The organism is Streptomyces sp. NPDC047108 (assembly GCF_040643575.1).
GTDB lineage: Bacteria > Actinomycetota > Actinomycetes > Streptomycetales > Streptomycetaceae > Streptomyces.
The window spans coordinates 190,969-213,790 of record NZ_JBEYUP010000002.1; the positions used below are offsets into that span (position 1 = coordinate 190,969).

The window sequence follows — 22,822 nt, forward strand, 5'->3', positions numbered from 1 at the left end:
TGCCGTCAGCTGAAGACGATCATCGAGCCCTGGCCCAGACTGCGGGTCGCGGCGGCGTGGAGCCCCAGCCAGACGTGCCGCTCACGCGCGTACGGGCTGTCGTCGTACGGCGCCGTGGCCGCGGGCTCCTCCAGGGAGGTGGGGCGGACCGGCGCGGCGGGTGCGGCGGGCGGGTTGGACGGGTCGATCCCGATCGACGGCGCGACCGCCTCCAGCTCGCGCAGCAGCCCGTTGCTGGACCCCAACGGGCCGCCGCCCGACATGAGTTCGTCGTTCGCCAGCGGTTGGCCGAAGTCGACCGGCACATAGGCGCCGGCGTGGTCGTAGTGCCAGACCAGGTGCGACTGCTGGGCCGTGGACTCGAACATCTCGAGCAACTGCTCGTAGTCCCCGCCCAGTTCGTCGACCGGGGTCACGGGGAGTCCGCAGATCTGCAGCAGATAGGCCCGGCGCAGGAAGTGCAGCGCGTCGTAGTCGAATCCCGCGACCGGGGCGACCTCCCCGGACAGGCCGGGCATGTAGCCGAAGACCGGCACCGGTGGCAGGCCCGCTTCGTTCAAGGCCTGGTTGTAGGTCGCCAGTTCGTCGGCGAAGGGGTTGTCGGGGCTGTGGCACAGCACATCGACGAGGGGGACCAGCCACAGGTCACAGGCCACGGGCGCTCACTCTCGGTCGCTTGTTCTCGGTCGGGTCGTCGCGGCGGCGTCGGCCGCCGCCCAAGCAGTTCCTGTGGGGCGTGTACCCAGGGTCGGTACCAGGGATGATGCGACGGACGTGCCAGCGTAATGCCCGGCGCCCGCCGCGCGTCGGCCGACGTCCCACGGCCGGGTGTCAGCCGACGTCCCAGATCCAGGCGTCGCCGACCCGCTCGCCCTGCTGCCCCAGCAGCCGCTCGACGGTGACGCGCAGCGCGTCCTGGTACGGCTGCGGGCCGATCACCAGGGCTCCGGCCCGCCAGAAGTCGAGGTCCGCGCGGGCGGCCTGCTGCTGCTCGGGGCCGATGCGCGGGACGCGGCCGGTCCAGCCGACGTCCCGCAGAAGGTCGTTGGTAGGGCGGGGCACGGCGCCGTAGATGCCGGTCCTCCCCGGGTTCAGGGGCCCGTTGAAGTAGCCGCCGGGCAGCGGGAAGGCGAAGTCGGCGTCGATCTGCCACTTCAGCGCACTTGCCTCGGCGGGCGACGGCAGCGGTACGGGGACGAGGGACCGGCCGGGCTCCACGTACGACCGCCAGGTGCCGTCGGCCACGAGGCGGGGCACGGCGGGCCGGTCGACGGTCTCCAGCGGCCGGGGCACGATCGGCAGCAGCGCTGCGACGAGGGCCAGTCCGCCCGCCACCCGGATCACGAGGGCGCGGTGGCGCCGGTCCCGCTCCTCACCGGCTCCGGAGAGGCGGGCCTCGGCGGCGGTGTCGGCCACGACGGTCCAGGCCAGCGCCAGGAGCATGCCGATGACGGGCGCGCACACCATCGCGTACCGCGACTCGATGACCGACTCGAAGAGCGGCAGCCGGTCGAAGATCCACCAGGGGCCCGGGGTGGTGGCGTCGGTCCACGGCAGCGGGATCTGCGCGCCGAGGGAGAGCAGGGCGGCCATCAGCCCGGTCCAGGTGAGCGCGCGTACGACCACGCGGTCCCAGAGGACGACGGCGACGACGAGCAGCAGGGAGATCAGCGGCCAGCCGTAGAAGGCGTTCTGCTCGGTCGGGTTGAGGGCGAGCTCCGCCGCGCGCTGCTCGTCCCCGGCCAGCGCCTGCTTCGAGAACTCGACCAGGGCGAGCGGCGGGTTGCCGGTCGGGCCGTGCAGGATGCTGCTGTAGCTCTGGTCGCCCTGGAACTGCCAGTGGAGCGGGTACGCGACGAGGGGCAGGCAGACGGCCGCGGCGACGGCCAGACCGCGCAGCAGCGGCGGCAGGGCGGCGCGGGCCGCGGCCGGGCGCATGGCCGCGTAGCCGACCGCGAAGAAGAGCATGCCGGTCGCGGCGAGCAGCAGCGCCTCCTCGCCGAGGAAGATCTGCCAGGTCAGCAGCAGCCCGAGGATCACCCCGTGGCGGACGGCGCCGCCGCGGGCGGGCGCGGGCGCGTCCTCCCGCGGGACGAGCGGGGTCACGACGGAGGGCGGGCACAGGCGGAGCGCCCGGTCGATGATCAGCGGGACGACGAAGAGCACGACCAGGTTGGGGTGGGCGTTGGCGTGCGAGATCATCGGCGGCGCGAACGCGGCGACGGCGCCGCCGAGAACGGCCGCGCCGCGGTGGCGGGTGAGGTACTTCCGGATGAGCCAGTACCAGGCGGTGGCGGTCACGGCGAGGCCGCCGGTGAGGACGGTCGCGAAGGCCGCGGTCGCGCCGAAGAGGGCGGTCACCGGCGCGAGGGGGACGGAGATCCCGAGCATGACGGTGTTCGCCATCAGATTCACGCCGAGCGGGAAGTTCTGCAGGGTCGTGAAGAGCGGGTTGTCGCCGTGCAGGACGTGGTGGCCTGTGACGGCGAAGAACCACTCCCACTGGTTCTGGTCGCGCATGCTGTCCGTGAGATAGGCGCGATCGAGGTCCGACCACAGGTTCACGTACAGCAGGAGCGCGGCGAGCAGATAGCCGGCGGGGACGGCGAGCGACGCGGGGCGTAGGCGCCGCCGGAGGCGGAGGGCCGTCCGGCGCAGAGCCGTACCACTGACGGCGCCGGCGCGGAGACCCGTCCGCCCGGGGCCGTCGGGCGCCAGGGCGGCGGGAGGCGTCGGGGCGGCGGGAGGCGTCGGGGCGGCGGGAGGCGTCGGGGCGGCGGGAGGCGTCCGGTGGACGGAGGCCGCGTGCGGGCCCTTCCCGGGCTCCGTGGAGTCCGCGGGGTCGGTCGGCCGCGTGGTGTCGGCGTCGGCGCTCACGGCGTCCTCGACCTGCCGAGCCGGACCCGGGCGATCTCGGCGAGCACCTTGGCGTAGTCGAAAGGGCCGACCTTGGACCCGGGGCGGTGCGCCCAGCGCACCGGCACCTCGGCTATCGGCCAGCCGCTGGCGTGGAACATCCGCAGGATCTCGACGTCGAAGCCCCAGCCGTCCGTACGGGCCAGGGCGAAGGCCGTACGGGCCTTCTCGCCGTCGAAGAGCTTGAAGCCGCACTGGGTGTCGCGTATCCCGGGCACCGCCACGGCCTGGATGAGCCGGTTGCCCGCTTTGCCGAGCAGTTCGCGCAGCACGTGCTGCCGCGCCTCGATCCGGGCGCCGGGGCGGGCGCGCGAGCCGATCGCGACGGCGTAACCGTCGTCCAGCCGCTCGTGCAGAAGGGCCAGTTCCTCGATCGGGGTGGCGCCGTCGGCGTCGCAGAAGAGGACGCGAGTGCCGCGCGAGGCCCGTATGCCGATCCGTACGGCATGGCCCTTGCCGCGGTTGACGGGGGCGCGCAGCAGCCGGATGCGCGGCTCTGCGTCCGCGGCCTCGGCGGCAACGGCGGCCGTGCCGTCCGTGGAGCCGTCGTCGACGACGATCAACTCCCAGCGGCGGCCGGTGGTCCGCAGATAACCGCAGACCTCGTCGATGCCGGGGCCGAGCCGCTGCTCCTCGTTGAACGCCGGAATGACCACGGTGAGGTCGATGACCGCCGTCGCCGGCTCGGCAGCGGACTGCTGCCTGGGCGCGGGCAGCGCCGCCCGGTGTACGGCGTCCATGCCTGGGCTCCCCCCTTCGCGGTCGACCGTGTGTACGGTACCGGCCCGTTCGTCGTTCTTCCGAGGTACCGGGCAGGCATCTCCGGTATCCGGATCGCCGGGTGGCCGTCCCGGTGGTGCGGATGCGCGGTGCGTCGCCCGCGGACGGCGCGCGCCGTCCGTCCGGTGAGACGGACGCGGGGCGCGCGGGGTTCGGCGCGTGGGGAGGAATTCGGGCGCGCCAGGGGGAGTTCGGGTACCCGGAGGGAGTCCGGGCGGAGTGCCGGGGCGTCCCGGCGGCGCCACGCGCAGCACCGGCCGTCAGCGGTCCTGCATCAGCTTCTCGAGGATCCGCAGGGAGTGGTCGTCGTAGTCGGCCATCAGGCGCTGGGCGGCGGCCGGGTCGCGCCGCTCGACGGCCTCGATGAGCGTGCGGTGCCCGCTCCACAACCGGCCCCTCAGGTCCGGCTCCTGACGCAGGTACGGCACGGCGAAAGCCCAGCACTGCATGCGCATACGGTGAAGGAAGTCCGCAATGTACGGATTTCCGGCGAGAGAGCCCAACTCGCGCCAGAAGCGCAGGTCGTACCCGATGAGGATGTCCAGGTCCCCGGCCCGGGACGCGCGCTCGGCCTCGTCCGCCCTGCGGCGTACGGAGGCGAAGGCGCGGGCCGTGGCGCCGCGCAGCAGATGTTCGGTGCCGTACCGGAAGATGCCGTCGACGATGAGGGCGCGCGCCTCGACCATGTGACGGAAGTCATCCAGCGTGAACGAGTGCACCTGGAAGCCGCGGTGGTGCTCCATGTCGACCAGCCCCTGCGCGGCGAGATCGACCAGCGCCTCGCGGACGGGGGTTGCGGAGACCCCGTACTGCTCGGCGATCTCCTTGACCGTCACATGGCGGCCGGCGGGAAGGCGGCCGGCGAGGATCTCGTCGCAGAGCGCCTCGGCGATCTGCTGGCGCAGCGTGTTGCGGGTGACGGTGACGGCGGAACGGTCTCCGCCGCCGTGCTGGTCGCGGCCACTGCCACCCCGCATTGGTCCGTCTCCTTCCGCGGGCCGCAGGTCAGAAGCGGTGAGGGCGGCCCGCGCTCACCTTATGTGCTGGCGGGCCGGGGTGCGCGCCCGCGGACAGGGTGAAGGTGGCGGCCCGCGCGAGCCCGTACGGAGGGGCCGTGCCCGCCCGTACGGAGGTGGCCGGCACCGGACCCGTACGAGGGCTGCGGGCCCGCACGCGCACGAGGCGCCGCGGCCCGTACGCACGCGGCGGCCCGCACCGGCCGGACGGATGCCCGGCCCGGGCGGGCCGCCGAGGGAGGTGCCGCGGTGCGGTTCAGGCGGCGGTGGTGTGCTCGTCCGCCACCGTCAGGGCCGCGTCCAGGGCCGAGAGGCCCTCCTTGGCCTCGGCCTCGGTGATCGTGCACGGCGGCACGGCGTGCGTGCGGTTCATGTTCACGAAGGGCCACAGGCCGTTCTTCTTGCAGGCCGCGGCGAAGGCTGCCATGGGCGCGTTGGCCTCGCCCGCCGCGTTGTACGGCACCAGCGGCTCGTGCGTCGCCTTGTCCTTGACCAGGTCGAGCGCCCAGAAGACACCGAACCCGCGCACCTCGCCCACCGACGGGTGGCGCTCGGCGAGTTCGCGCAGCCCCGGGCCGAGCACCGTCTCGCCGATGCGGTCGGCGTTCTCGACGATCCCCTCCTCCTCCATCGCGTTGAGAGTGGCGACGGCGGAGGCGCAGGCCAGCGGGTGGCCGGAGTAGGTCAGTCCGCCCGGGTACGGGCGCCGGTCGAAGGTGGCCGCGATCTCGGCGGAGATCGCGACGCCGCCCAGCGGCACGTAGCCGGAGTTGACGCCCTTGGCGAAGGTCAGCAGGTCGGGCACGACGTCGAAGTGGTCGGCGGCGAACCAGCGGCCCGTACGCCCGAAGCCCGCCATCACCTCGTCGAGCACGAAGACGATGCCGTGGCGGTCGCAGATCTCCCGGACGCCCGCGAGGTAGCCGGGCGGCGGCACCAGCACGCCCGCCGTGCCGACCACGGTCTCCAGGATGATCGCCGCGATGGTCTGCGGGCCCTCGAAGGCGATGGTCTCCTCGAGGTGGGCCAGCGCGCGCTCGCACTCCTGCGCCTCGGTCTCGGCGTGGAAGTGGGAGCGGTACAGGTGCGGGCCCCAGAAGTGCACGACTCCGGCCGAGCCCGTGTCGGAGGGCCAGCGGCGCGGGTCACCGGTGAGGTTGATCGCCGCGGCGGTGGCGCCGTGGTACGAGCGGTAGGCGGAGAGGACCTTGGAGCGGCCAGTGTGCAGACGGGCCATGCGCACCGCGTTCTCGACCGCCTCCGCACCGCCGTTGGTGAAGAAGATCTTGTCGAGGTCGCCCGGCGTGCGCCGGGCTATCAGCCGCGCGGCCTCGGACCGTACGTCCACGGCGAAGCCCGGCGCGATCGTGCACAGCTTCCCGGCCTGCTCCTGGATGGCCGCGACGACCTTCGGGTGCTGGTGACCGATGTTGGTGTTGACCAGCTGCGAGGAGAAGTCGAGGTAGCGGTTGCCGTCGTAGTCCCAGAAGTACGAGCCTTCCGCACCGGCCACCGGCAGGGGGTCGATGAGCCCTTGTGCGGACCAGGAGTGGAAGACATGGGCGCGGTCGGCGGCCTTGACAGCCTTCCCGACCTGGGGATCTGCAAGAGGGTTCATGCGGGCCAGCGTAGGAATCCGGACCGGGTGTCCGACACCGCCAATGTGTATGGCTTCCGCCACGCCGCCCGGCACCCTGTCGGGTCGGGGGCGCGGACGATCTCCGTCCGCGCCCGCGCTGTCCGCGGCGCCGCCGTCCCCGCCTCCGGCTCTTCCGGTTCCCGCGCCGCCGGGACCTCCCCGCGCCGTCCGCTCCCCCGTACTGCATTTCGCTCCGGGATTCCGGTACGGCGTCCCGCCGCGCCTCCGTCACCGTCCGGTCCGTGGACCCCTCGCGCGGAAGGAGGCGGGGCTCCCGGGCCGCTTGGGGGCCGCCGTTGCGGGGTGTCTCCGAGACGCTGGGGCGGCGCGGGCCCGCCAGGGCGCCGGCCCGGCTGGACTTCCCCACCTGGCACTTGCCCGCCTGGCAGTTGCTCGCCTGGCGCTTGCCCGCCTGGCAGTGCTCGCCGGGCAGTTGCTCGCCGGGACTTCCGCCGTCCCGCGAGGAGCGGTTTCGTCTCGCGCCTGCGGCGCACAGCCGAGCATCGGGGCAGGCACGGGGCCGGTGACGGCCCGCTCCCGCAGTGACGGCCGGTGACCGGCCGGGAGCTGGGGCGGCGCGAGCCCGCCAGGGCGCCGACCCGGCTGGACTTGCCCGCCTGGCACTTGCCCGCCTGGCACTTGCTCGCCTGGACCTGCCCGGCTGGCACTTGCTCGCCTGGACCTGCCGGGCTGGACTTCCGCCGTCCCGCGAGGAGTGGTTTCGTCTCGCGCCTGCGGCGCACAGCCGAGCATCGGGGCAGGCAGGGGGCCGGTGACGGCCCGCTCCCGCAGTGACGGCCGGTGACCAGCGGGGTCACAACAGGACCGGCCCAACTCCCGGCCGTCCCCCGGGCACCCGTTGCGAAAATACTTGCCTCAAGTCAAGCATTCTGAAAACACCCCCCGGAGACCTCCCGGACACACCAACCACCCGTGCCAAAACCCCATGGGACGGCCGCCCCCGGAGACCTCCCGGACACACGAACCGCCTGTACCGCAACCGGGGACGGCCGCCCCCGGACACCCAGCTCAGCCGACCTCCGCCCCGCCCCCAATGCTCGAAAACCACCCACCGGCCAGCACCCGGCCACACCCCCCAGGCCCCGGGCCCCCACGCCCTCAAACCCCCAGGCTCCCAAGGCCCCCAGGCCACAACAATCCGGAGAAAAGCGGTCGTTGAACCGGACGGTACGACGACACGGTCATCATCGGGCGCCCACACCGTTGGGCCGCCGTCCGACCGGGGCCCTATCCTCGGTCGCACCCGAAACCGCGCGACCGGGGGAGACCACCCGCTATGGAAGAGCTGCGAGCCGAGGATCCGCGATGGATCGGCGCGTACCGGCTGCTCGGCAGGCTGGGCGCCGGCGGCATGGGGGTCGTGTACCTGGCGCGTTCGGACCGCGGCCGTACGGTCGCGGTGAAGCTGGTCCAGGCCGAACTGGCCCGGCAGCCCGACTTCCGGCAGCGGTTCGCGCACGAGGTCGAGGCCGCGCGGCGCGTCGGCGGCCAGTGGACCGCTCCTGTCCTCGATGCCGACACCGAGGCCGAGACCCCCTGGGTGGCCACCGGTTACATCGGCGGCCCGTCGCTCCACTCGGTCGTCTCCGACGACTTCGGCCCGCTGCCCGAGCACTCGGTCCGCACCCTCGCGGTCGGTCTCGGCTGCGCCCTGCGCGACATCCACGGCGCGGGCCTGGTCCACCGCGACCTCAAGCCGTCCAACGTCCTGGTCACCATCGACGGGCCGCGCGTCATCGACTTCGGTATCGCCCGCGCCACGGAGACGCTCGCGGGGGGCGGTCTCACGATGACGGGCGCGGTGGTCGGGTCGCCGGGCTTCATGTCGCCCGAGCAGGTACGCGGGGAGCGGGTCACGACGGCCAGCGATCTCTTCTGCCTGGGCTCGGTGCTCGCCTTCGCGGCGACCGGGCGGCAGCCCTTCGGGACGGCCAACAGCGGTATGCACGCGCTGATGTTCCGCATAGCCGAGGAGGAGCCCGATCTGACCGGGCTCCCGGACGGACTGCGGGACGTCGTACTCGGCTGCCTCACCAAGAAGCCCGAACAGCGCCTCACCGTCGACCAGGTGCTGGAGCGGACCGGCGGCAGCGACGACGAACCCTGGCTTCCCGGCGGGCTGCTGGCCCGGCTCGGACGGGACGCCCTGCAGCTCCTGGAGGCGGAGACACCGCAGCCCGCGAGCCGCCCCGAGACCGCCAACTCCCCCTACGGTCCGTCGACTCCGCCGCCCGCGACCGGCCCTTACGGCGCGGGACTCGGCGCCGCGCCGGCCGCGGGTCACGCCACCGGCTTCCCCGCGGGCCCTGCGACCGGCGCGATACGCCCGCCCTCCACCCCGCATCCCGGTCCTCTGCCGTCCACCCCGCCGCCGCCCTCCGTCGCGTCGACGCCTCCGCCGCAGTCCGGGGGCTCCACGCCCCCGCCGCCGTACGGCCCTTCGACGCCGCCGCCCGGCCCTCAAGGCGGGCCCTGGGGCGTCGGGGCCACCCCCTACGGCCCGGCTCCCGCACCGGGCCCGGGCCCGCACCCCGGTCCGTACCGCCCGCAGGCGGGGGCGCCCCCGCTGTGGAAGTCGGCGCGCGGCCTGGCCAACGCTCTCTCCGTGTTCATGGCGCTGACGCTGCTGTACGCGCTGATCGACATGTTCCTCAACTTCGCGCTGTTCGGGGCCTACGACGGCGGCGAGAACGACGACGCCGAGGACATCGCGTCCATGATCGAGTCGTTCTCCGGGTTCGGCGCGCTCACCTCGCTGCCGACGCTCGTGCTGTGGCTGGTCTGGTTCTGGCGTCTGGCGGTGAACACCGAGGTCATCGCGCCCGGCCGGCAGCGGTTCAGCCGCGGGTGGGCCGTCGGGTCGTGGTTCACGCCGGTCGTACAGCTCTGGTTCCCCAAGCAGATGGCCAACGACATCTGGCAGGTCATGGCTCCCGCGCAGCCCGGGCCTCCGTCAGGCCCGTACGGCGGACGCACCCAGGCGCCGTCCCGTGCCCTGCTCAACTGGTGGTGGGGGACGTACTGCGCGATGTTCGCGCTCGGCTTCGTCACCGTCTTCGTCGGGGCCGCGGCGGCGACGAGCGGTGATCTCGCCGTCCTCGCGGGGTGGACGATCATGTCGGACCTCGTGGCGCTGGTGGCCGGTGTCCTGGCCCTCGGCTTCATCCAGCGGCTGACGTCCTGGCAGGAGCGGATGGCACCGCACCGGCCGTACTGACCAACCCCTCCCCCGGTTGACAGCATGCTGCGTTTTTGACAGGATGCTGTCCATTGGTGGTGCCCAGGCACCCGGACCCGAGGAGCAGCCATGACCAGCCGAATCGTGCACGTGGCCGTCTACGACACCCTCGCCGACTGGGAGTTCGGTCACGCGACCGCCCACATCAACGACACGACGTACCACCGCGCCCCCAAGACCCCGCTCTCCGTCGCCACCGTCTCGGCGGACGGCAAGGAGCCCGTCACCACGGCCGGCGGCCTGCGCATCCAGCCCGACACGGCCCTCGACGACCTGCGCCCCGAGGACAGCGCGCTGCTGATCCTGCCCGGCGCCCACCTGTGGCTGACCGGCGAGGCTCTCGTGCCCTTCGCCCGCAAGGCCCGGGAGTTCCTGGACGCCGGGGTGCCGGTCGCCGCCATCTGCGGCGCCACCGCGGGCCTCGCCCGCGAGGGCCTGCTCGACGAACGCGACCACACCAGCGCCGTCCTGGAGTATCTGGCCCCGCAGCCCGGTTACGACGGCGCCGGGCGCTACCGCGACGCGGACGCGGTCAACGACCGCGGGCTGATCACCGCGGGGCCGACCGAGTCCGTGGCCTTCGCGCGGGAGATCCTGGCCCAACTCGACGTGATGGAGCCGCACATCCTCGACGCCTGGTTCCGGCTGTTCGCTCACGGGGACGCCGCGGCCTACCCCGTCCTGATGAGCGCCGCGGCATGAAGCCGCGCAACACCGAACGAGGCACGCCCGGACGGAAGAAGCCCCGCCCGGAAACCACCGGGCCGGACGGTACGGAAGTCGGTACGGAGGACGGGGCTGCGAACGGACCGTCGGACGCGGACGACCTGACCGAGGCGGAGATCCTCACCCGCGCCGCGCTCACCGTCTTCCGCCTCAACGGCCAGTTCCTCGACGTCGCCGAGCAGTTGGCCCGCCCCGTGGGCCTGACCGCCGCCTGGTGGCAGGTCCTCGGCGCCGTGCTCCGGGAGCCGCTGCCCGTCTCCGGCATCGCCCGCGCAATGGGCATCACCCGCCAGAGCGTGCAGCGCATCGCCGATCTGCTGGTCGACAAGGGGCTCGCCGAGTACACGGACAACCCCGCACACCGCCGGGCCAAGCTGCTCCGCCCGACCGAGGAGGGCGTCGCGGCCGTACGCCGGATCGGCCCGGCGCACGCGGAGTTCGCGGCGCGGCTGGCCGACGAACTGGGCCCGGCCGAATGCGCCCGCACGGTGCGGGTTCTGGAGCGTCTGTCCCGCGCGGTGGAGGCCGCCGGGCAACGTTGAGTACCACTGCCTCTATCCTTCTCGGCTGACACGGTTGCGACTTGCGGGGGTCGGGGGAGGCGGCGAGAACATGGACGAGCTGAGGGCCGGCGACCCGCAGCGGATCGGGGCGTACCGGCTGCTGGGCCGCCTCGGCGCGGGCGGCATGGGCGTGGTCTATCTGGCCCGCTCGGACCGCGGCCGTACGGTCGCGGTCAAGCTGATCCGTACGGAACTGGCGGAACAGGACGAGTTCCGGGGGCGGTTCCGGCAGGAGGTGCAGGCCGCGCACCGGGTCGGCGGTGCGTGGACGGCGCCCGTCCTGGACGCCGACACCGAGGCGGCGGTCCCCTGGGTCGCCACCGGTTACATACCCGGGCCGTCCCTGCGCGCCGTCATCAGCGAGCACGGGCCGCTGCCCGAACACGCCGTACGCGTCCTGGCGGCCGGGCTCGCCCACGCCCTGCACGACATCCACGCCGCGGGACTCGTCCACCGCGACCTCAAGCCGTCCAACGTCCTCATCACCCTCGACGGGCCCCGCGTCATCGACTTCGGCATCGCCCGCGCCCTGGAGACCGTCACCGACGGCGGGCTCACGCGCACCGGCGCGATGGTCGGCTCCCCCGGCTTCATGGCTCCCGAGCAGGTGCGCGGCGAGCGCATCACCCCCGCCTGCGACGTCTTCTGCCTGGGGACGCTGCTGGCGTACGCGGCGTCCGGGTCGATGCCGTTCGGCTCGGGCAGCGGAGTGCACGCCACGATGTTCCGGATCGCGGAGGAGGCGCCGGACCTGTCGACGGTGCCCGCCGGGCTGCACGGCCTCCTGGCCGCGTGCCTCGCGAAGGACCCGGCCCAGCGGCCCACGGCCGGACAGGTCCTGCAGCTCGCGGGCGTACCCGCGCAGACCTACGGGGAGCCCTGGCTGCCCGGCGGCCTCATGGCCCAGCTCGGCCGGCACGCCATGCGGCTGCTGGAGGCCGAGAGCCCCGAGACGGGCGAGGTCCCGGTGGTGACGGGACCGGGGACGCAGACAGGGACGCCGCCGGGATCACACCCGGGGGCGGGTCCGGTGGCCGCGCCGCACGCGAACTCCCCGGCGCCGGACCTGTACGCGACCACCCCGGCACCCGCCCCGCACCCGGCCACTCCTGCGACGCCCCCGCCGGCCGCGCACCGCGCAACCAGCCCCCGCGCCTCCTCGCCCGGTATCCCGGCCTCGCCGGCACCGAGGGCGGCGCGGCGGCGGCGCAAGGGCGCGACCGCCGTCCTGGTCGCGGTGGCGCTCGCCGTCACCGCCCTCGCCGGCGTGACCATCTACGAGCGGATGAACGACTCCGGGCAGTCCGGCACCCCGGACGGGGACAGCAAGGCCGTCCCTCAGCAGTACCTCGGCACGTGGGAAGCCCGGCTCGGGACGTCCGACGTGCGCCGCTTCACGCTGCGCCAGGGCTCCGCCGGTGACACGGTCTTCACGATGACCGCCGAAGGGGCCTCGTACCGCTGCGAGTTCGCGGCCACGCTGAAGGCCGGGGGTCCGCCCGTGGAACTCGGCCCGTCCAAGGTGACCGAGGGCGAGGAGACGTCCTGCAAGCCGGGGGCGGCGACGACGCTGGAGCTGACGGAATCCGGCGTGCTCCGCCGTACGTTCACCGACGACAGCGCGGCGCCGCTGGGATACCGGAAGGTCGAGCGCTAGCTGTACTGCCCGGGCATTACAGCTGTAACAGCGCCTGTCCGGCCGCCGGATCACCCCCGGCCGGTGCGCAGTCCCGGCGCCGGCCCCATCCCCTCAGGACCGGCCCCCGTCCCCTCAGGACCAGGCCCTGGCCGTGAGGGCCGCCGCTTCCTCCGCCTCGAGCCCGATCCCGAAGACCTCCTTCAGGGTCCCCGGCAGGTCGTCCGGTTCAAGCCGGTGCGCCTTGCCCGAGCCGTCGGGGTACATCGTCCCCAGCTCGGTCCGGTCCAGCCGGTGGGTGATCTCCGGCCGCATCTGCTGGACCAGCAGTCGGTTCGTGAAGGGCGAGCGCGGATGGGTCGCGGTGTAGTGGTTGATCACGTCGAAGTCGACCGCGTAGTGCGGGTCGAGCGTGAAGCCGTGCAGGTCGAACCAGCCGTCCTCGCGCAACGTGTGCAGGACCCACTGCTCCACACCCGGGGCGGACGTCTGCAGTTCGAGCCGGTAGTGCCAGCCGCCGCGCGAGGACTCGGCGCCGTCGAGGAGTTCGACGGGCCCGAGCGGGCTGCCGCCGAACCCGATGTCGGAGAGCCACAGCCGGCCCGTGTCCGCCGTCTCCGCGGTCTCGACCTCCACCAGCGCGTGCGTGGCGGGCCGGAGCTTGCCGGTGGCCATACGGACGCGGGCGGCGATGCCGGTGACGCCGAAGCCGAGCCGTTCGAGGGCGGCGGCGTAGAGCTTGACGTGCTCGTAGCAGTAGCCGCCGCGGGACCGGCGGACCATCTTGTCCTGCAGCCCGGGGACGTCCAGGCGCAGCGTCCGGCCCAGCAGGATGTCCACGTTCTCGAACGGGATCGCCGAGACGTGCCCGAAGTGCAGGGCACGCAGCGTCTCGACCGTCGGGGCCAGGTCCCCGTCGAAGCCGATACGGGCGAGATAGGCGTCCAGATCGAGCAGCTCGCCGTCCCATCCGAATCCGGCGTCGGAGTGTTCCATGTCTACGACGCTAGGACCTCGGCCGCGGCTCTGCTCGGCGTCGGGACGGGTCCGGGACCTCGGGGACGGCTCAGGCGGCCCCAGGGACGCGGAGCGCCCCGGCAGGGCGGTGCTCTGCCGGGGCGCACGCGCCCGCCGCCGCCCGCGCACAGGGCGGGAGGCAGCGGAGGCCCTGGGTACTCCGCGGGCCGGAGTCCTGGAGGAAACGGGACTCCCTGGAGAAACCGGAGTCCCTAGAGGAAGGAGTTGATCTCGATCGTCTCCGTGCGGCCGGGGCCGACGCCGATCGCCGAGATCGGGGCGCCCGACATCTCCTCCAGCGCCTTCACATACGCCTGGGCGTTCTGCGGCAGGTCGGAGAACGTCTTGGCCTTGGTGATGTCCTCGGACCAGCCCGGGAGCATCTCGTACACCGGCTTCGCGTGGTGGAAGTCGGTCTGGCTGTACGGCAGTTCCTCGACGCGCCGGCCATCGATCTCGTACGCCACGCACACCGGGATCTGCTCCCAGCCGGTGAGCACGTCGAGCTTGGTCAGGAAGAAGTCGGTGAGGCCGTTGACGCGGGTCGCGTAGCGGGCGATGACCGCGTCGAACCAGCCGCAGCGGCGGTCCCGGCCCGTCGTCACACCGCGCTCGCCGCCGATGCGGCGCAGCGCCTCGCCGTCGTCGTCGAACAGCTCGGTCGGGAAGGGCCCGGCACCGACGCGGGTCGTGTACGCCTTGAGGATGCCGATGACGCGGTTGATCTTCGTCGGCCCGACCCCGGCCCCCGTGCAGGCGCCGCCCGCGGTCGGGTTCGAGGAGGTCACGAACGGATACGTGCCGTGGTCGACGTCCAGCAGCGTGCCCTGGCCGCCCTCGAAGAGGACGACCTTGCCCTCGTCGAGCGCGTCGTTGAGGACGAGCGTGGTGTCGGCGACGAACGGCCTGATCTGCTCGGCGTAGCCCAGGAGTTCCTCGACGATCTTCCCGGCTTCGATGGCCCGCCGGTTGTAGAGCTTGGCGAGGATCTGGTTCTTGAAGTCGAGGGCCGCCTCGACCTTCTGCAGGAGGATCGACTCGTCGTAGAGGTCCTGCACGCGGATGCCGACGCGGTTGATCTTGTCGGCGTAGGTCGGGCCGATGCCGCGGCCGGTGGTGCCGATGCGGCGCTTGCCGAGGAACCGTTCCGTCACCTTGTCGATCGTGGTGTGGTACGGCGTGATCAAGTGGGCGTTTCCGCTGACCAGGAGCTTCGAGGTGTCGACGCCGCGTCGCTGAAGCCCGCTCAGCTCGGAGAGCAGGACGGCCGGGTCGACCACGACGCCGTTGCCGATCACCGGGGTGCATCCCGGCGACAGGATTCCGGAAGGGAGGAGGTGCAGGGCATACTTCTGGTCGCCCACGACCACCGTGTGGCCGGCATTGTTGCCGCCCTGGTAGCGCACCACATAGTCCACGGAGCCGCCGAGCAGATCGGTGGCCTTTCCCTTGCCCTCGTCACCCCACTGAGCACCGAGCAGCACAAGTGCGGGCACAGGCGTACACCCCTTCCGGGCGGGGCATGTCCAACGTGCCGGACGGCTCGCCGCCAGGCGCGGCCGCCCGGGAGCCGTCGAAGCGGTGCCCCGGATAGACGTCGAAGCCCCTGACGCAACAGCGACAGGGGCTCTTGCACCGAGAGATTACCTGAGGAAGGACCGAGGTGTCGGCTCCAGGACCCAGCGGGCGCCCGCTGCTCGTGGTCATCGACCCGGCCGCGCGGCGAATCGACGGCGAGGCCGTCCGGATCGCGAAGGATGTGCTGTGCGCGGGCGCCAGCGCGAAGATCTGCCTTCCCGAGGATCCGGAGGAGATCGCACGGGCGCTCGCCCGCCGCGGCAGCCGACGGCCGGTGGTCGTGGGCGACGACTCGGCGCTGCTGCGCATCGTGGGACTCCTCCACCGGGAGCGCGCGCTGGGCGCCGCGGCCCTCGCGCTGGTGCCGGTCGGCGGATCCGCGTCGGAGGTGGCCCTGGCCCGCGCGCTCGGCGTTCCGGCCGGGCCGGTCGAGGCGGCGCGGGCCGTGCTGGACGGCGTGGACCGCCAACTCGACCTGCTGGTGGACGAGAGCGACGGAGTCGTGCTCGGCGGCCTGCACATTCCGGATCTGCGGGAGGCGGGCGGCGGGGCTGCCGCGCGCGGCCGGTGGTGGGGGCCGGGCCTGCGGACCTGTCGCTCGCTGGTGCGGTCCCTGACGCCGGGCTCCGGCCCCGGTTCGGGCGCTGCCCGTCGGCGTACGGACGCGTCCGCCGGACCGCCGGCCCCCGGCGAGGACCCGGAGGGGGCCGACCGTACGGGACGGGCCGCGCGGACGAGCCGCGGAGACCGTACGCCCCGTGCCGAACGCGGGCTCCACCGGCTGCGCGTCGAGGCGGACGGCGTGCTGCTCGCCGATCTCGACCACCCGGTCGAGGCAGTGTCGGTCACCACGGCGGGACCCCACGCGGACGACGACGGGCTGGCGCGGGTCATGGTCCGGCCGAGTGCGGGCGGCGGGGGCGCGGCGCCCCGCACGGTCCGGGCCCGCGCGGTCACGGTCTCCGGACCGGACTTCCGCTACCGCGCGGACGAGCAGGTGGGCGGACCGGTGAGGACCCGTACCTGGACCGTGCACCCCTCGGCCTGGCGGCTGACCCTGCCGCGCAGATGACGGACCCGTACGCGTCGGGGACTTCCGGGCTTCCCGGACCGGGTCAACCGGACGCGGCGGCGCGGCCGTCGGGGGACTCGTCGCGGGCGGCCTTGTGCTGCCGCCAGCGGTCGAGGAGTCCCAGCAGTTCGTCGTGGAGGAACTCGAAGAACTCCGCGGTCTCGGCCAGCCGTCCGCCTGCCGGGGTGTCCTCCCCCAGCGCCTCGGCGCCCTCGCGCAGCGTGGACCGCCAGCGGAGCAGCGACTGGTCGCGCCGCGTGAACGACTCGTACCAGATGTCGCTGTAGACGCGGTAGCGGTCGCGCCGCGTGCCCGGTTCGCGCTCGCGGCGGACCACGTCGACCTGGCTGAGATAGCGGATCGCGCCGGACACGGCAGCCGGGCTGATGCGGAGCTGCTCGGCCAGTTCGGCCGAGGTCATCGACCCGGAGTCGGAGGCGAGCAGCGCCGCGAAGACCCGGGACGCCATGCGCTGCATGCCCGCCTCGGTGAGGTCGGCGGCGAACCGCTCGACGAAGCGGGACAGGGCGTCGTCGTCCCGCTTGCCCGGGTCGTCCACCGTTGCGGCCGTATCGCGCATCGCTTCCTCTTCTCCCCTGCTCGGAACGCGGACCGGATCCCCTTGGGCCAATTTATACGATTCCTTAACTTCACAAATTTGTGAAACTAGCGTACGTTCCAAAACATGAAGCAGGCAATGGACCCCGCTCTCGCGATCCAGGCCGCCGGACTCACGAAGTCCTTCGGCCGGACCCACGCGCTGGACGGCCTCGACCTCGCCGTCGAGACCGGTGAGGTGCACGGCTTCCTCGGCCCGAACGGCGCCGGGAAGTCCACCACCATCCGCATCCTCCTCGGCCTGCTGCGGGCGGGCGGGGGCACCGCACGGCTGCTCGGCCGGGACCCGTGGCGGGACGCGGTCGAACTGCACCGCCGCGTCGCCTACGTACCGGGGGACGTCACGCTGTGGCGCAACCTCTCAGGGGGCGAGGTCATCGACCTGTACGGGCGGCTGCGCGGCGGACTCGACCTGGCGCGGAGGGCCGATCTGCTCGACCGCTTCGAGCTCGACCCCACCAAGAAGGGCCGAACCTACTCCAAGGGCAACCGCCAGAAGGTCGCCCTCGTCGCCGCCTTCGCCTCCGACGTCGACCTGCTGATCCTCGACGAGCCGACCTCCGGCCTCGACCCGCTGATGGAGGAGGTCTTCCGGACTTGCGTCCGGGAGGAGCGGCGGCGCGGCCGTACGGTTCTGCTCTCCAGCCACGTCCTCAGCGAGGTCGAGGCGCTGTGCGACCGGGTCAGCATCATCCGCAAGGGCGCGACCGTCGAGACCGGCTCGCTGGCCGAGCTACGCCATCTGACCCGTACGTCGGTGAGCGCCGAACTGGCCGGCGCCCCCGACGGGCTGGCGGGGCTGCCCGGTGTCCACGACCTGGACGTGCAGGGGCAGCGGGTCCGGTTCCACGCCGACACCGACCAGCTCGACGCGGTCCTGCGCAGGCTCGCCGACTCCGGTGTGCGCAGCCTGCACAGCACCCCGCCGACGCTGGAGGAACTGTTCCTCCGTCACTACCAGGACGACGTCACCGTCGACGCCGACCGCCCCGGTGACGGCGACACCACCCCCGCCACCACGCCCTCCACCGGCACCGAAGGGGCGGTCGCGCGATGACCGCCGTCACAGGCCCCGCCCTCGCGCCCCCGCGCGCGACGCGCTCCGGCCAACTCGCCGGCACCGGCACCCTCCTGCGGCTCGCGCTGCGCCGCGACCGCGTCATGCTGCCCGTCTGGGTGGCGGTCGTGACCGTCGCGATCGTCAACTCCGCCGACGCGATCACGACGTTCTACGGCACCGCCGCCGAACGCGCCGGGCTGGCCCGGTCGATGGCAGCCAACGGCTCGCTCCGCGCGCTCTACGGGCCGGTGTTCAGCGATTCGGTCGGCGGCCTGACCGCCTGGCGCATGGTCGGCTACGGCGGGATCTTCGCCGCCGTCATGAGCCTGATCGTCGTCGTCCGGCACACCCGCGAGGAGGAGGAGACCGGCCGCCAGGAGATGCTGTCGTCCGCCGTCGTCGGCCGCCGCGCCCCGCTGACCTCCGCACTGCTGACCGCTCTGGGCGCCAATGCCCTCATCGCTCTCCTCGTCACCCTCGGGCTGACCGGCGCCGGCCTGCCGGCCGGCGGCTCACTCGCCCTCGGCCTCGCGGTCGCAGGACAGGGCCTGTGCTTCGCGGGCCTCGCCGCCGTCGCCGCCCAGCTCACCGAGAGCGCGCGGGCGGCCAAGGGCCTGGCGGGCGCCGCGCTCGGGCTGGCCTTCGTGCTGCGCGCGGCGGGCGATGCCGCGACCGCGGACGGCTCGTCGCCCCTCACCTGGAGCTCCCCGATCGGCTGGGCCGAGAACGTCCGCGCTCTCGCGAACGAGCGCTTGCCGGTCCTGCTCCTGCTGTACGCGGCGGCAGCGCTCACCGCGGCCGTGGCCTACGTCCTGGCCGGGCGGCGCGACATCGGCGCGAGCTTCCTGCCCGCCCGCCCCGGGGCGCCCGCCGCACCGGCGCACCTCGCCGGCCCGTACGGGCTCGCCTGGCGGCTCCAGCGCGGCACGCTGCTCGGCTGGGTGCTCGGATTCGCCGTCGCGGGCGCGGTGTTCGGCGGGATCACGGACGGCGTGGCCGACCTGGTCGGGGACAACGAGAACACCCGCCGCATGATCGAGCGGATGGGCGGCCGTCAGGGTGTCACCGACTCCTTCCTCGCGGGCATGACCGGCATGCTGGGGATGGTCGTCGCGCTCTACGCGGTGGGGGCCGTGCTGCGGCTGCGCGGCGAGGAGACCGGGGAGCGGGCCGAGCCGGTGCTCGCGGCCGCCGTCGGCCGGCTCCGCTGGGCGGCGAGCCATCTGGTCATCGCCTTCGCGGGCACTGCGGTCGTCCTGCTCGCCGGGGGCCTGGGCATGGGGCTGGCCTATGGGATCACCGCAGGGGACGTCGGCGGACGTCTGCCGTCCGTCCTTGGCGCCGCACTCGCCCAGGTGCCGGCCGCCTGGACCCTGGCGGCGCTCGCTCTCCTGCTCTTCGGGGCCGTGCCCAGGGCATCGGCCCTGGCCTGGGCCGCGGCCGGGAGCAGCCTGGCGATCGGCTGGCTCGGCCCCGCGTTCAGGCTGCCCCGATGGGCCCTGGATCTCTCGCCGTTCGGGCATCTGCCGAAGCTGCCGGGCGGCGAGGCGACCGCGGCACCGTATCTCTGGCTGCTCGCGCTGACCGCGGTCCTGACGGCCGCGGGCCTGGCCGCCTTCCGCCGCCGCGACCTCGGCTAGGCCGCCGCGACGTCGGCCGGCAGGACGGGGCGCGTACGGGGGTGCGTGCCCACCGCGGCGGTCCTCCCGCCTTCCGCACGGCGGGAGGACCCGCCGCGTCAGACCTCCACGATCAGCTCCTCCAGCCCCCGGATCACATAGCCCGGTTTCCACTCCGGCTCCGCCACGAGCCGCAGCCGCGGCGCACGCTCCAGCAACGCCCCGAAGGACGCGACGAGTTCGATCCGGGCGAGCGGCGCGCCGAGGCAGAAGTGGATGCCGCCGCCGAAGGTGACGTGCGGATTGTCCTCGCGGGTCAGGTCGAGCCGGTCGGGGTCGGTGAAGCGGGCCGGATCGCGGTTGGCCGAGCCGAAGAGCAGCGCGACCTCCGAGCCGCGCGGGATGACCTCCCCGCCCAGCTCGATGTCGTCCATCACCCAGCGCTCGAACATCTGCAACGGGGTGTCGTAGCGCATCAACTCCTCGACGGCCCGCGGGAGTACGGCCTCCGGCGCGGCACGGAGGGCGGCGAGCTGCTCGGGGTGGCGGAAGAGGGTCAGCCAGCCGTTCGCCGTGGTGTTGACGGTCGCCTCGTGGCCCGCGTTGAGCAGCAGCACACAGGTGGAGATCATCTCCTGCTCCGTGAGACGGTCCTCCGCGTCGTGGGCGTCGATCAGCGCGCTGACCAGGTCCTCGCCGGGCTCCTTCCGCCGCTGCGCGATCAAGTCCCGCAGATAGGCGGTGAATTCGACCGAGGCCCGGACCGCCTTACGGGCCGCCTCCTCCGTCGGGTTCAACTCGAACATCCCGACGATGTCGGCCGACCACGGCCGCAGCAGCCCCCGGTCCTCGGCCGGCACCCCGAGCATCTCCGCGATCACCGCGACCGGCAGCGGCTCCGCGACCTTCGCCAGCAGGTCCCCGCCGCCGTCGGCGACCAGTCCGTCGGCCAGCTCCCCCGCCAGCCGCTCCACGGTCGGCGTCAGCCGCTGCACCGTACGCGGCGTGAACGCCTTCGAGATCAGCCGGCGGATCCGGGTGTGGTCGGGCGGCTCCAGCTCCAGCAGCCCGTGCCCGTTGAGGACGTGGAACGGCTCGTGCTCGGGCGGCGGCGGGGTCCGCCCGAACTCCTCGTGCGTGAAACGGTGCGTGTACGTACGGGCAAGCCGCCGGTCACGCAGCAGCGCGCTCACGTCGTCGTGATGCGGGACGAGCCACTGCTCGCTGCGCTCGTACCAGTGCGCGCGCCCGGCCGCCCTCAGCCGCGCGTACGCCGGATAAGGGTCCGCGACGAAGGCCGGGGACCACGGATCGAACCACGAGACCGCTGCATTCATGGGCCGACGCTACCCGCCCGGCGTGACGAGCCCGATCTCGTAGGCGAAGACGGCCGCCTGCGTGCGGTCCCGCAGGCTGAGTTTGACCAGAATCCGGCTCACATGGGTCTTCACCGTGGCCTCGCTGACGACGAGGCGGGTGGCGATCTCGCCGTTCGACAGCCCCTGGGCGATGAGGGCCAGCACCTCCGTCTCCCGTTCGGTGAGCGCCTCGATGCGGTCCATGCGCGGAGCCCTGGGCGCACCGAGGCGGGTGAACTCCGACAGCAGCCGCTTGGTGACGGTCGGCGCGAGCAGCGCCTCGCCGGCCGCCACGACACGTACGGCGTCGGCGAGCTGGCGGGCGGAGGCGTCCTTCAGCAGGAAGCCGGACGCCCCCGCGCGCAGGGCCTCGAAGACGTATTCGTCGAGGTCGAACGTGGTCAGGATGAGGACGCGCGCGCCGCCCACCTCCGCGCGGTCGGCGACGATCCGCCGGGTCGCCTCCAGACCGTTCATGCCGGGCATCCGGATGTCCATCAGCACGACGTCCGGCCGCAGTTCGGCCACCTGGGCGATCGCCTGGAGACCGTCGAGGGCCTCGCCGACCACCTCGATGTCGGGCTGCGCCCCGAGCAGGACCGAGAAGCCCTCGCGGACCATCATCTGGTCGTCCGCGATCAGCACACGGGTCGTCATGCGGAACCCTCCCGGTCCTCCGGCTGCCCGGCGGGCAGGAAGACGGCGACCTCGAAGCCGCCGTCGGCCGTGGGCTCGGCCGTCAGCTCACCGCCGAGCATCGACGCCCGCTCGCGCATGCCCATCACGCCGTGGCCGAGACCGGGCGAGGGCGCGGCGTCCGCCGTCGGCCGGGTGTTGACGACGCGCACCCCGAGACCGGTGAGGACGTACGCGACTTCGACACGGACCCGCGAACCGGGCGCATGGCGCAGGGCGTTGCTCAGCGCCTCCTGGATGATCCGGTACGCGGACAGTTCCACGCCCTGCGGCAGCGGACGGACCGCGCCGGTCCTGCCGATCTCGACGTCCAGGCCCACCGCCCGTACGCCGTCGACCAGTTCGTCGAGGCGGGACAGGTCGGGCTGCGGGGCGTCCGGGACGACCGTGCCGTCGGGGCTCTCGAAGCGCAGGACACCGAGGACGCGGCGCAACTCGGCCAGGGCCTCCACCGCACTGCCGCGGATCGTGGAGAAGCTCTTCGTCAGCTCCTCGGGCGGATCGGTCACCCGGTACGGCGCCGCCTCCGCCTGGATCGCGATCACCGACATGTGATGCGCGACGACGTCGTGCAGTTCCCGGGCGATCCTGGCGCGCTCCTCCAGGAGCGTGTGCTGCCCGCGGACGTCGGCGACGAGCGTCTCCTGCTCGGCGACCCGGCCACGGGCCAGCCACCAGCCGCGCAGGGCGACGGCGATACCGAGGACGAAGCCGGAGACGACGGCGAGGCCGCCCACCTCGGTGTTGTCGCCGTCCGCCACGGCGCCCAGGACGCCCATGGTGATCGCCGAGATCGCCCACATCTCGATGGCTACCCGCGGCCTGGACCGGAAGGTGACCAGGACCATGACGACGACGTGCGCGAAGTATTCCGCGCCGGACCAGTCGAAGAAGGGCATGGCGGACAGGGCAGTGACGGCGAGAGACAGCCACCAGGCACCGACGGGCCTGAGGAGGACGAGCACGAGCGCCGCCGTGTGCGTGGCCGCGGTGAGCAGGGCGACCAGATCCGACCAGGGCGACCATCTCGTGTAACCCGCGAAGTCCATCAGGAAGAACAGGAACGCGAAGGCCAGGATCGCGGCGTGCGGCAGCCACCGGCCGCCGCGCCGCTCCAGCCTCGGCCACGCGGCGATCCGGTCGGCGCTGATCGGCGGCAGGGGACGGAAGGCCCACGCCGAGGTCAGCAGGTCCTCGCGCAGACCGCGCCACACGGTCCGGGCTATGCGGGACTCGGTCCACGCGGAGGGTGTCGTCGTCTCGTTCACG

17 protein-coding genes and 1 pseudogene are annotated in these 22,822 nt (G+C 73.2%); 7 read left to right on the plus strand and 11 right to left on the minus strand.

Going from position 1 to position 22,822, the window contains the following annotated elements; all coding sequences use genetic code 11:
* Positions 1-5: 5 nt before the first annotated feature.
* From ABZ822_RS06025 to ABZ822_RS06045, 5 genes and pseudogenes are all read right to left on the minus strand, one after another.
* Positions 6-656, minus strand: coding sequence for a hypothetical protein (locus ABZ822_RS06025; protein ID WP_360847544.1), 651 nt, complete (start codon positions 654-656; stop codon positions 6-8).
* A 175-nt stretch (positions 657-831) separates the two neighbouring features.
* Positions 832-2,877, minus strand: coding sequence for a glycosyltransferase family 2 protein (locus ABZ822_RS06030; RefSeq protein ID WP_360847547.1), 2,046 nt, complete (start codon positions 2,875-2,877; stop codon positions 832-834).
* Positions 2,878-2,897: 20 nt separating this feature from the next.
* A pseudogene (locus ABZ822_RS06035) lies at positions 2,898-3,656 on the minus strand (dolichyl-phosphate beta-glucosyltransferase); the annotation flags it as partial.
* Positions 3,657-3,956: 300 nt separating this feature from the next.
* Complete coding sequence (locus ABZ822_RS06040; protein WP_360847550.1) at positions 3,957-4,673, minus strand: GntR family transcriptional regulator; 717 nt, start codon at positions 4,671-4,673, stop codon at positions 3,957-3,959.
* A 295-nt stretch (positions 4,674-4,968) separates the two neighbouring features.
* Positions 4,969-6,330, minus strand: a complete 1,362-nt coding sequence (locus ABZ822_RS06045; RefSeq protein WP_360847553.1) for an aspartate aminotransferase family protein — start codon at positions 6,328-6,330, stop codon at positions 4,969-4,971.
* 1,318 nt (positions 6,331-7,648) lie between these two features.
* Here ABZ822_RS06045 and ABZ822_RS06050 point away from each other — a divergent pair.
* From ABZ822_RS06050 to ABZ822_RS06065, 4 genes are all read left to right on the plus strand, one after another.
* Positions 7,649-9,589, plus strand: coding sequence for a DUF4328 domain-containing protein (locus ABZ822_RS06050; protein WP_360847556.1), 1,941 nt, complete (start codon positions 7,649-7,651; stop codon positions 9,587-9,589).
* 90 nt (positions 9,590-9,679) lie between these two features.
* Positions 9,680-10,312, plus strand: a complete 633-nt coding sequence (locus ABZ822_RS06055; RefSeq protein WP_360847559.1) for a DJ-1/PfpI family protein — start codon at positions 9,680-9,682, stop codon at positions 10,310-10,312.
* A gap of 125 nt (positions 10,313-10,437) precedes the next feature.
* Complete coding sequence (locus ABZ822_RS06060; RefSeq protein ID WP_360848787.1) at positions 10,438-10,878, plus strand: MarR family transcriptional regulator; 441 nt, start codon at positions 10,438-10,440, stop codon at positions 10,876-10,878.
* Between the two features lie 70 nt (positions 10,879-10,948).
* On the plus strand, positions 10,949-12,556 hold the full coding sequence (locus tag ABZ822_RS06065; protein WP_360847562.1) for a serine/threonine-protein kinase: 1,608 nt from the start codon (positions 10,949-10,951) through the stop codon (positions 12,554-12,556).
* A gap of 114 nt (positions 12,557-12,670) precedes the next feature.
* Here ABZ822_RS06065 and ABZ822_RS06070 read toward each other — a convergent pair whose 3' ends face one another.
* A complete protein-coding gene (locus tag ABZ822_RS06070; protein ID WP_360847565.1) occupies positions 12,671-13,531 on the minus strand; it encodes an arylamine N-acetyltransferase in 861 nt (286 codons plus the stop codon).
* A 233-nt stretch (positions 13,532-13,764) separates the two neighbouring features.
* A complete protein-coding gene (locus ABZ822_RS06075) occupies positions 13,765-15,048 on the minus strand; it encodes an adenylosuccinate synthase (protein WP_360847568.1) in 1,284 nt (427 codons plus the stop codon).
* Positions 15,049-15,215: 167 nt separating this feature from the next.
* Between ABZ822_RS06075 and ABZ822_RS06080 the strand changes: the two genes are divergently transcribed.
* Entirely contained in the window at positions 15,216-16,202 is a 987-nt protein-coding gene (locus ABZ822_RS06080) for a hypothetical protein (protein WP_360847571.1), read from the plus strand.
* Positions 16,203-16,245: 43 nt separating this feature from the next.
* On the opposite strand, the gene ABZ822_RS06085 is transcribed toward ABZ822_RS06080, so the two are convergent.
* Complete coding sequence (locus tag ABZ822_RS06085) at positions 16,246-16,782, minus strand: MarR family transcriptional regulator (RefSeq protein ID WP_360847574.1); 537 nt, start codon at positions 16,780-16,782, stop codon at positions 16,246-16,248.
* Positions 16,783-16,887: 105 nt separating this feature from the next.
* On the opposite strand from ABZ822_RS06085, the gene ABZ822_RS06090 reads away from it, so the two are divergent.
* Together ABZ822_RS06090 and ABZ822_RS06095 are read left to right on the plus strand one after the other, a co-directional pair.
* Positions 16,888-17,877, plus strand: coding sequence for an ABC transporter ATP-binding protein (locus tag ABZ822_RS06090; protein ID WP_360847577.1), 990 nt, complete (start codon positions 16,888-16,890; stop codon positions 17,875-17,877).
* On the plus strand, positions 17,874-19,520 hold the full coding sequence (locus ABZ822_RS06095; RefSeq protein ID WP_360847580.1) for an ABC transporter permease: 1,647 nt from the start codon (positions 17,874-17,876) through the stop codon (positions 19,518-19,520). Before ABZ822_RS06090 ends, ABZ822_RS06095 begins: the two co-directional genes overlap by 4 nt.
* 98 nt (positions 19,521-19,618) lie before the next feature.
* Here ABZ822_RS06095 and ABZ822_RS06100 read toward each other — a convergent pair whose 3' ends face one another.
* From ABZ822_RS06100 to ABZ822_RS06110, 3 genes are read right to left on the minus strand one after another with little or no spacing between them, the layout of a single operon-like run.
* A complete protein-coding gene (locus tag ABZ822_RS06100; RefSeq protein WP_360847583.1) occupies positions 19,619-20,836 on the minus strand; it encodes a cytochrome P450 in 1,218 nt (405 codons plus the stop codon).
* A 9-nt stretch (positions 20,837-20,845) separates the two neighbouring features.
* Entirely contained in the window at positions 20,846-21,514 is a 669-nt protein-coding gene (locus ABZ822_RS06105) for a response regulator transcription factor (RefSeq protein WP_360847586.1), read from the minus strand.
* Entirely contained in the window at positions 21,511-22,821 is a 1,311-nt protein-coding gene (locus ABZ822_RS06110) for a histidine kinase (RefSeq protein WP_360847589.1), read from the minus strand. The genes ABZ822_RS06105 and ABZ822_RS06110 overlap by 4 nt, the downstream gene beginning before the upstream one ends.
* Position 22,822 lies beyond the last annotated feature (1 nt).

Coding starts and splice junctions, on each gene's coding strand:
- ABZ822_RS06040 (WP_360847550.1), bottom strand. CDS start 4,673: ATGCGGGGTGGCAGTGGCCGCGACCAGCACGGCGGCGGAGACCGTTCC.
- ABZ822_RS06045 (WP_360847553.1), bottom strand. CDS start 6,330: ATGAACCCTCTTGCAGATCCCCAGGTCGGGAAGGCTGTCAAGGCCGCC.
- ABZ822_RS06050 (WP_360847556.1), top strand. CDS start 7,649: ATGGAAGAGCTGCGAGCCGAGGATCCGCGATGGATCGGCGCGTACCGG.
- ABZ822_RS06055 (WP_360847559.1), top strand. CDS start 9,680: ATGACCAGCCGAATCGTGCACGTGGCCGTCTACGACACCCTCGCCGAC.
- ABZ822_RS06065 (WP_360847562.1), top strand. CDS start 10,949: ATGGACGAGCTGAGGGCCGGCGACCCGCAGCGGATCGGGGCGTACCGG.
- ABZ822_RS06070 (WP_360847565.1), bottom strand. CDS start 13,531: ATGGAACACTCCGACGCCGGATTCGGATGGGACGGCGAGCTGCTCGAT.
- ABZ822_RS06085 (WP_360847574.1), bottom strand. CDS start 16,782: ATGCGCGATACGGCCGCAACGGTGGACGACCCGGGCAAGCGGGACGAC.
- ABZ822_RS06090 (WP_360847577.1), top strand. CDS start 16,888: ATGAAGCAGGCAATGGACCCCGCTCTCGCGATCCAGGCCGCCGGACTC.
- ABZ822_RS06095 (WP_360847580.1), top strand. CDS start 17,874: ATGACCGCCGTCACAGGCCCCGCCCTCGCGCCCCCGCGCGCGACGCGC.
- ABZ822_RS06100 (WP_360847583.1), bottom strand. CDS start 20,836: ATGAATGCAGCGGTCTCGTGGTTCGATCCGTGGTCCCCGGCCTTCGTC.
- ABZ822_RS06105 (WP_360847586.1), bottom strand. CDS start 21,514: ATGACGACCCGTGTGCTGATCGCGGACGACCAGATGATGGTCCGCGAG.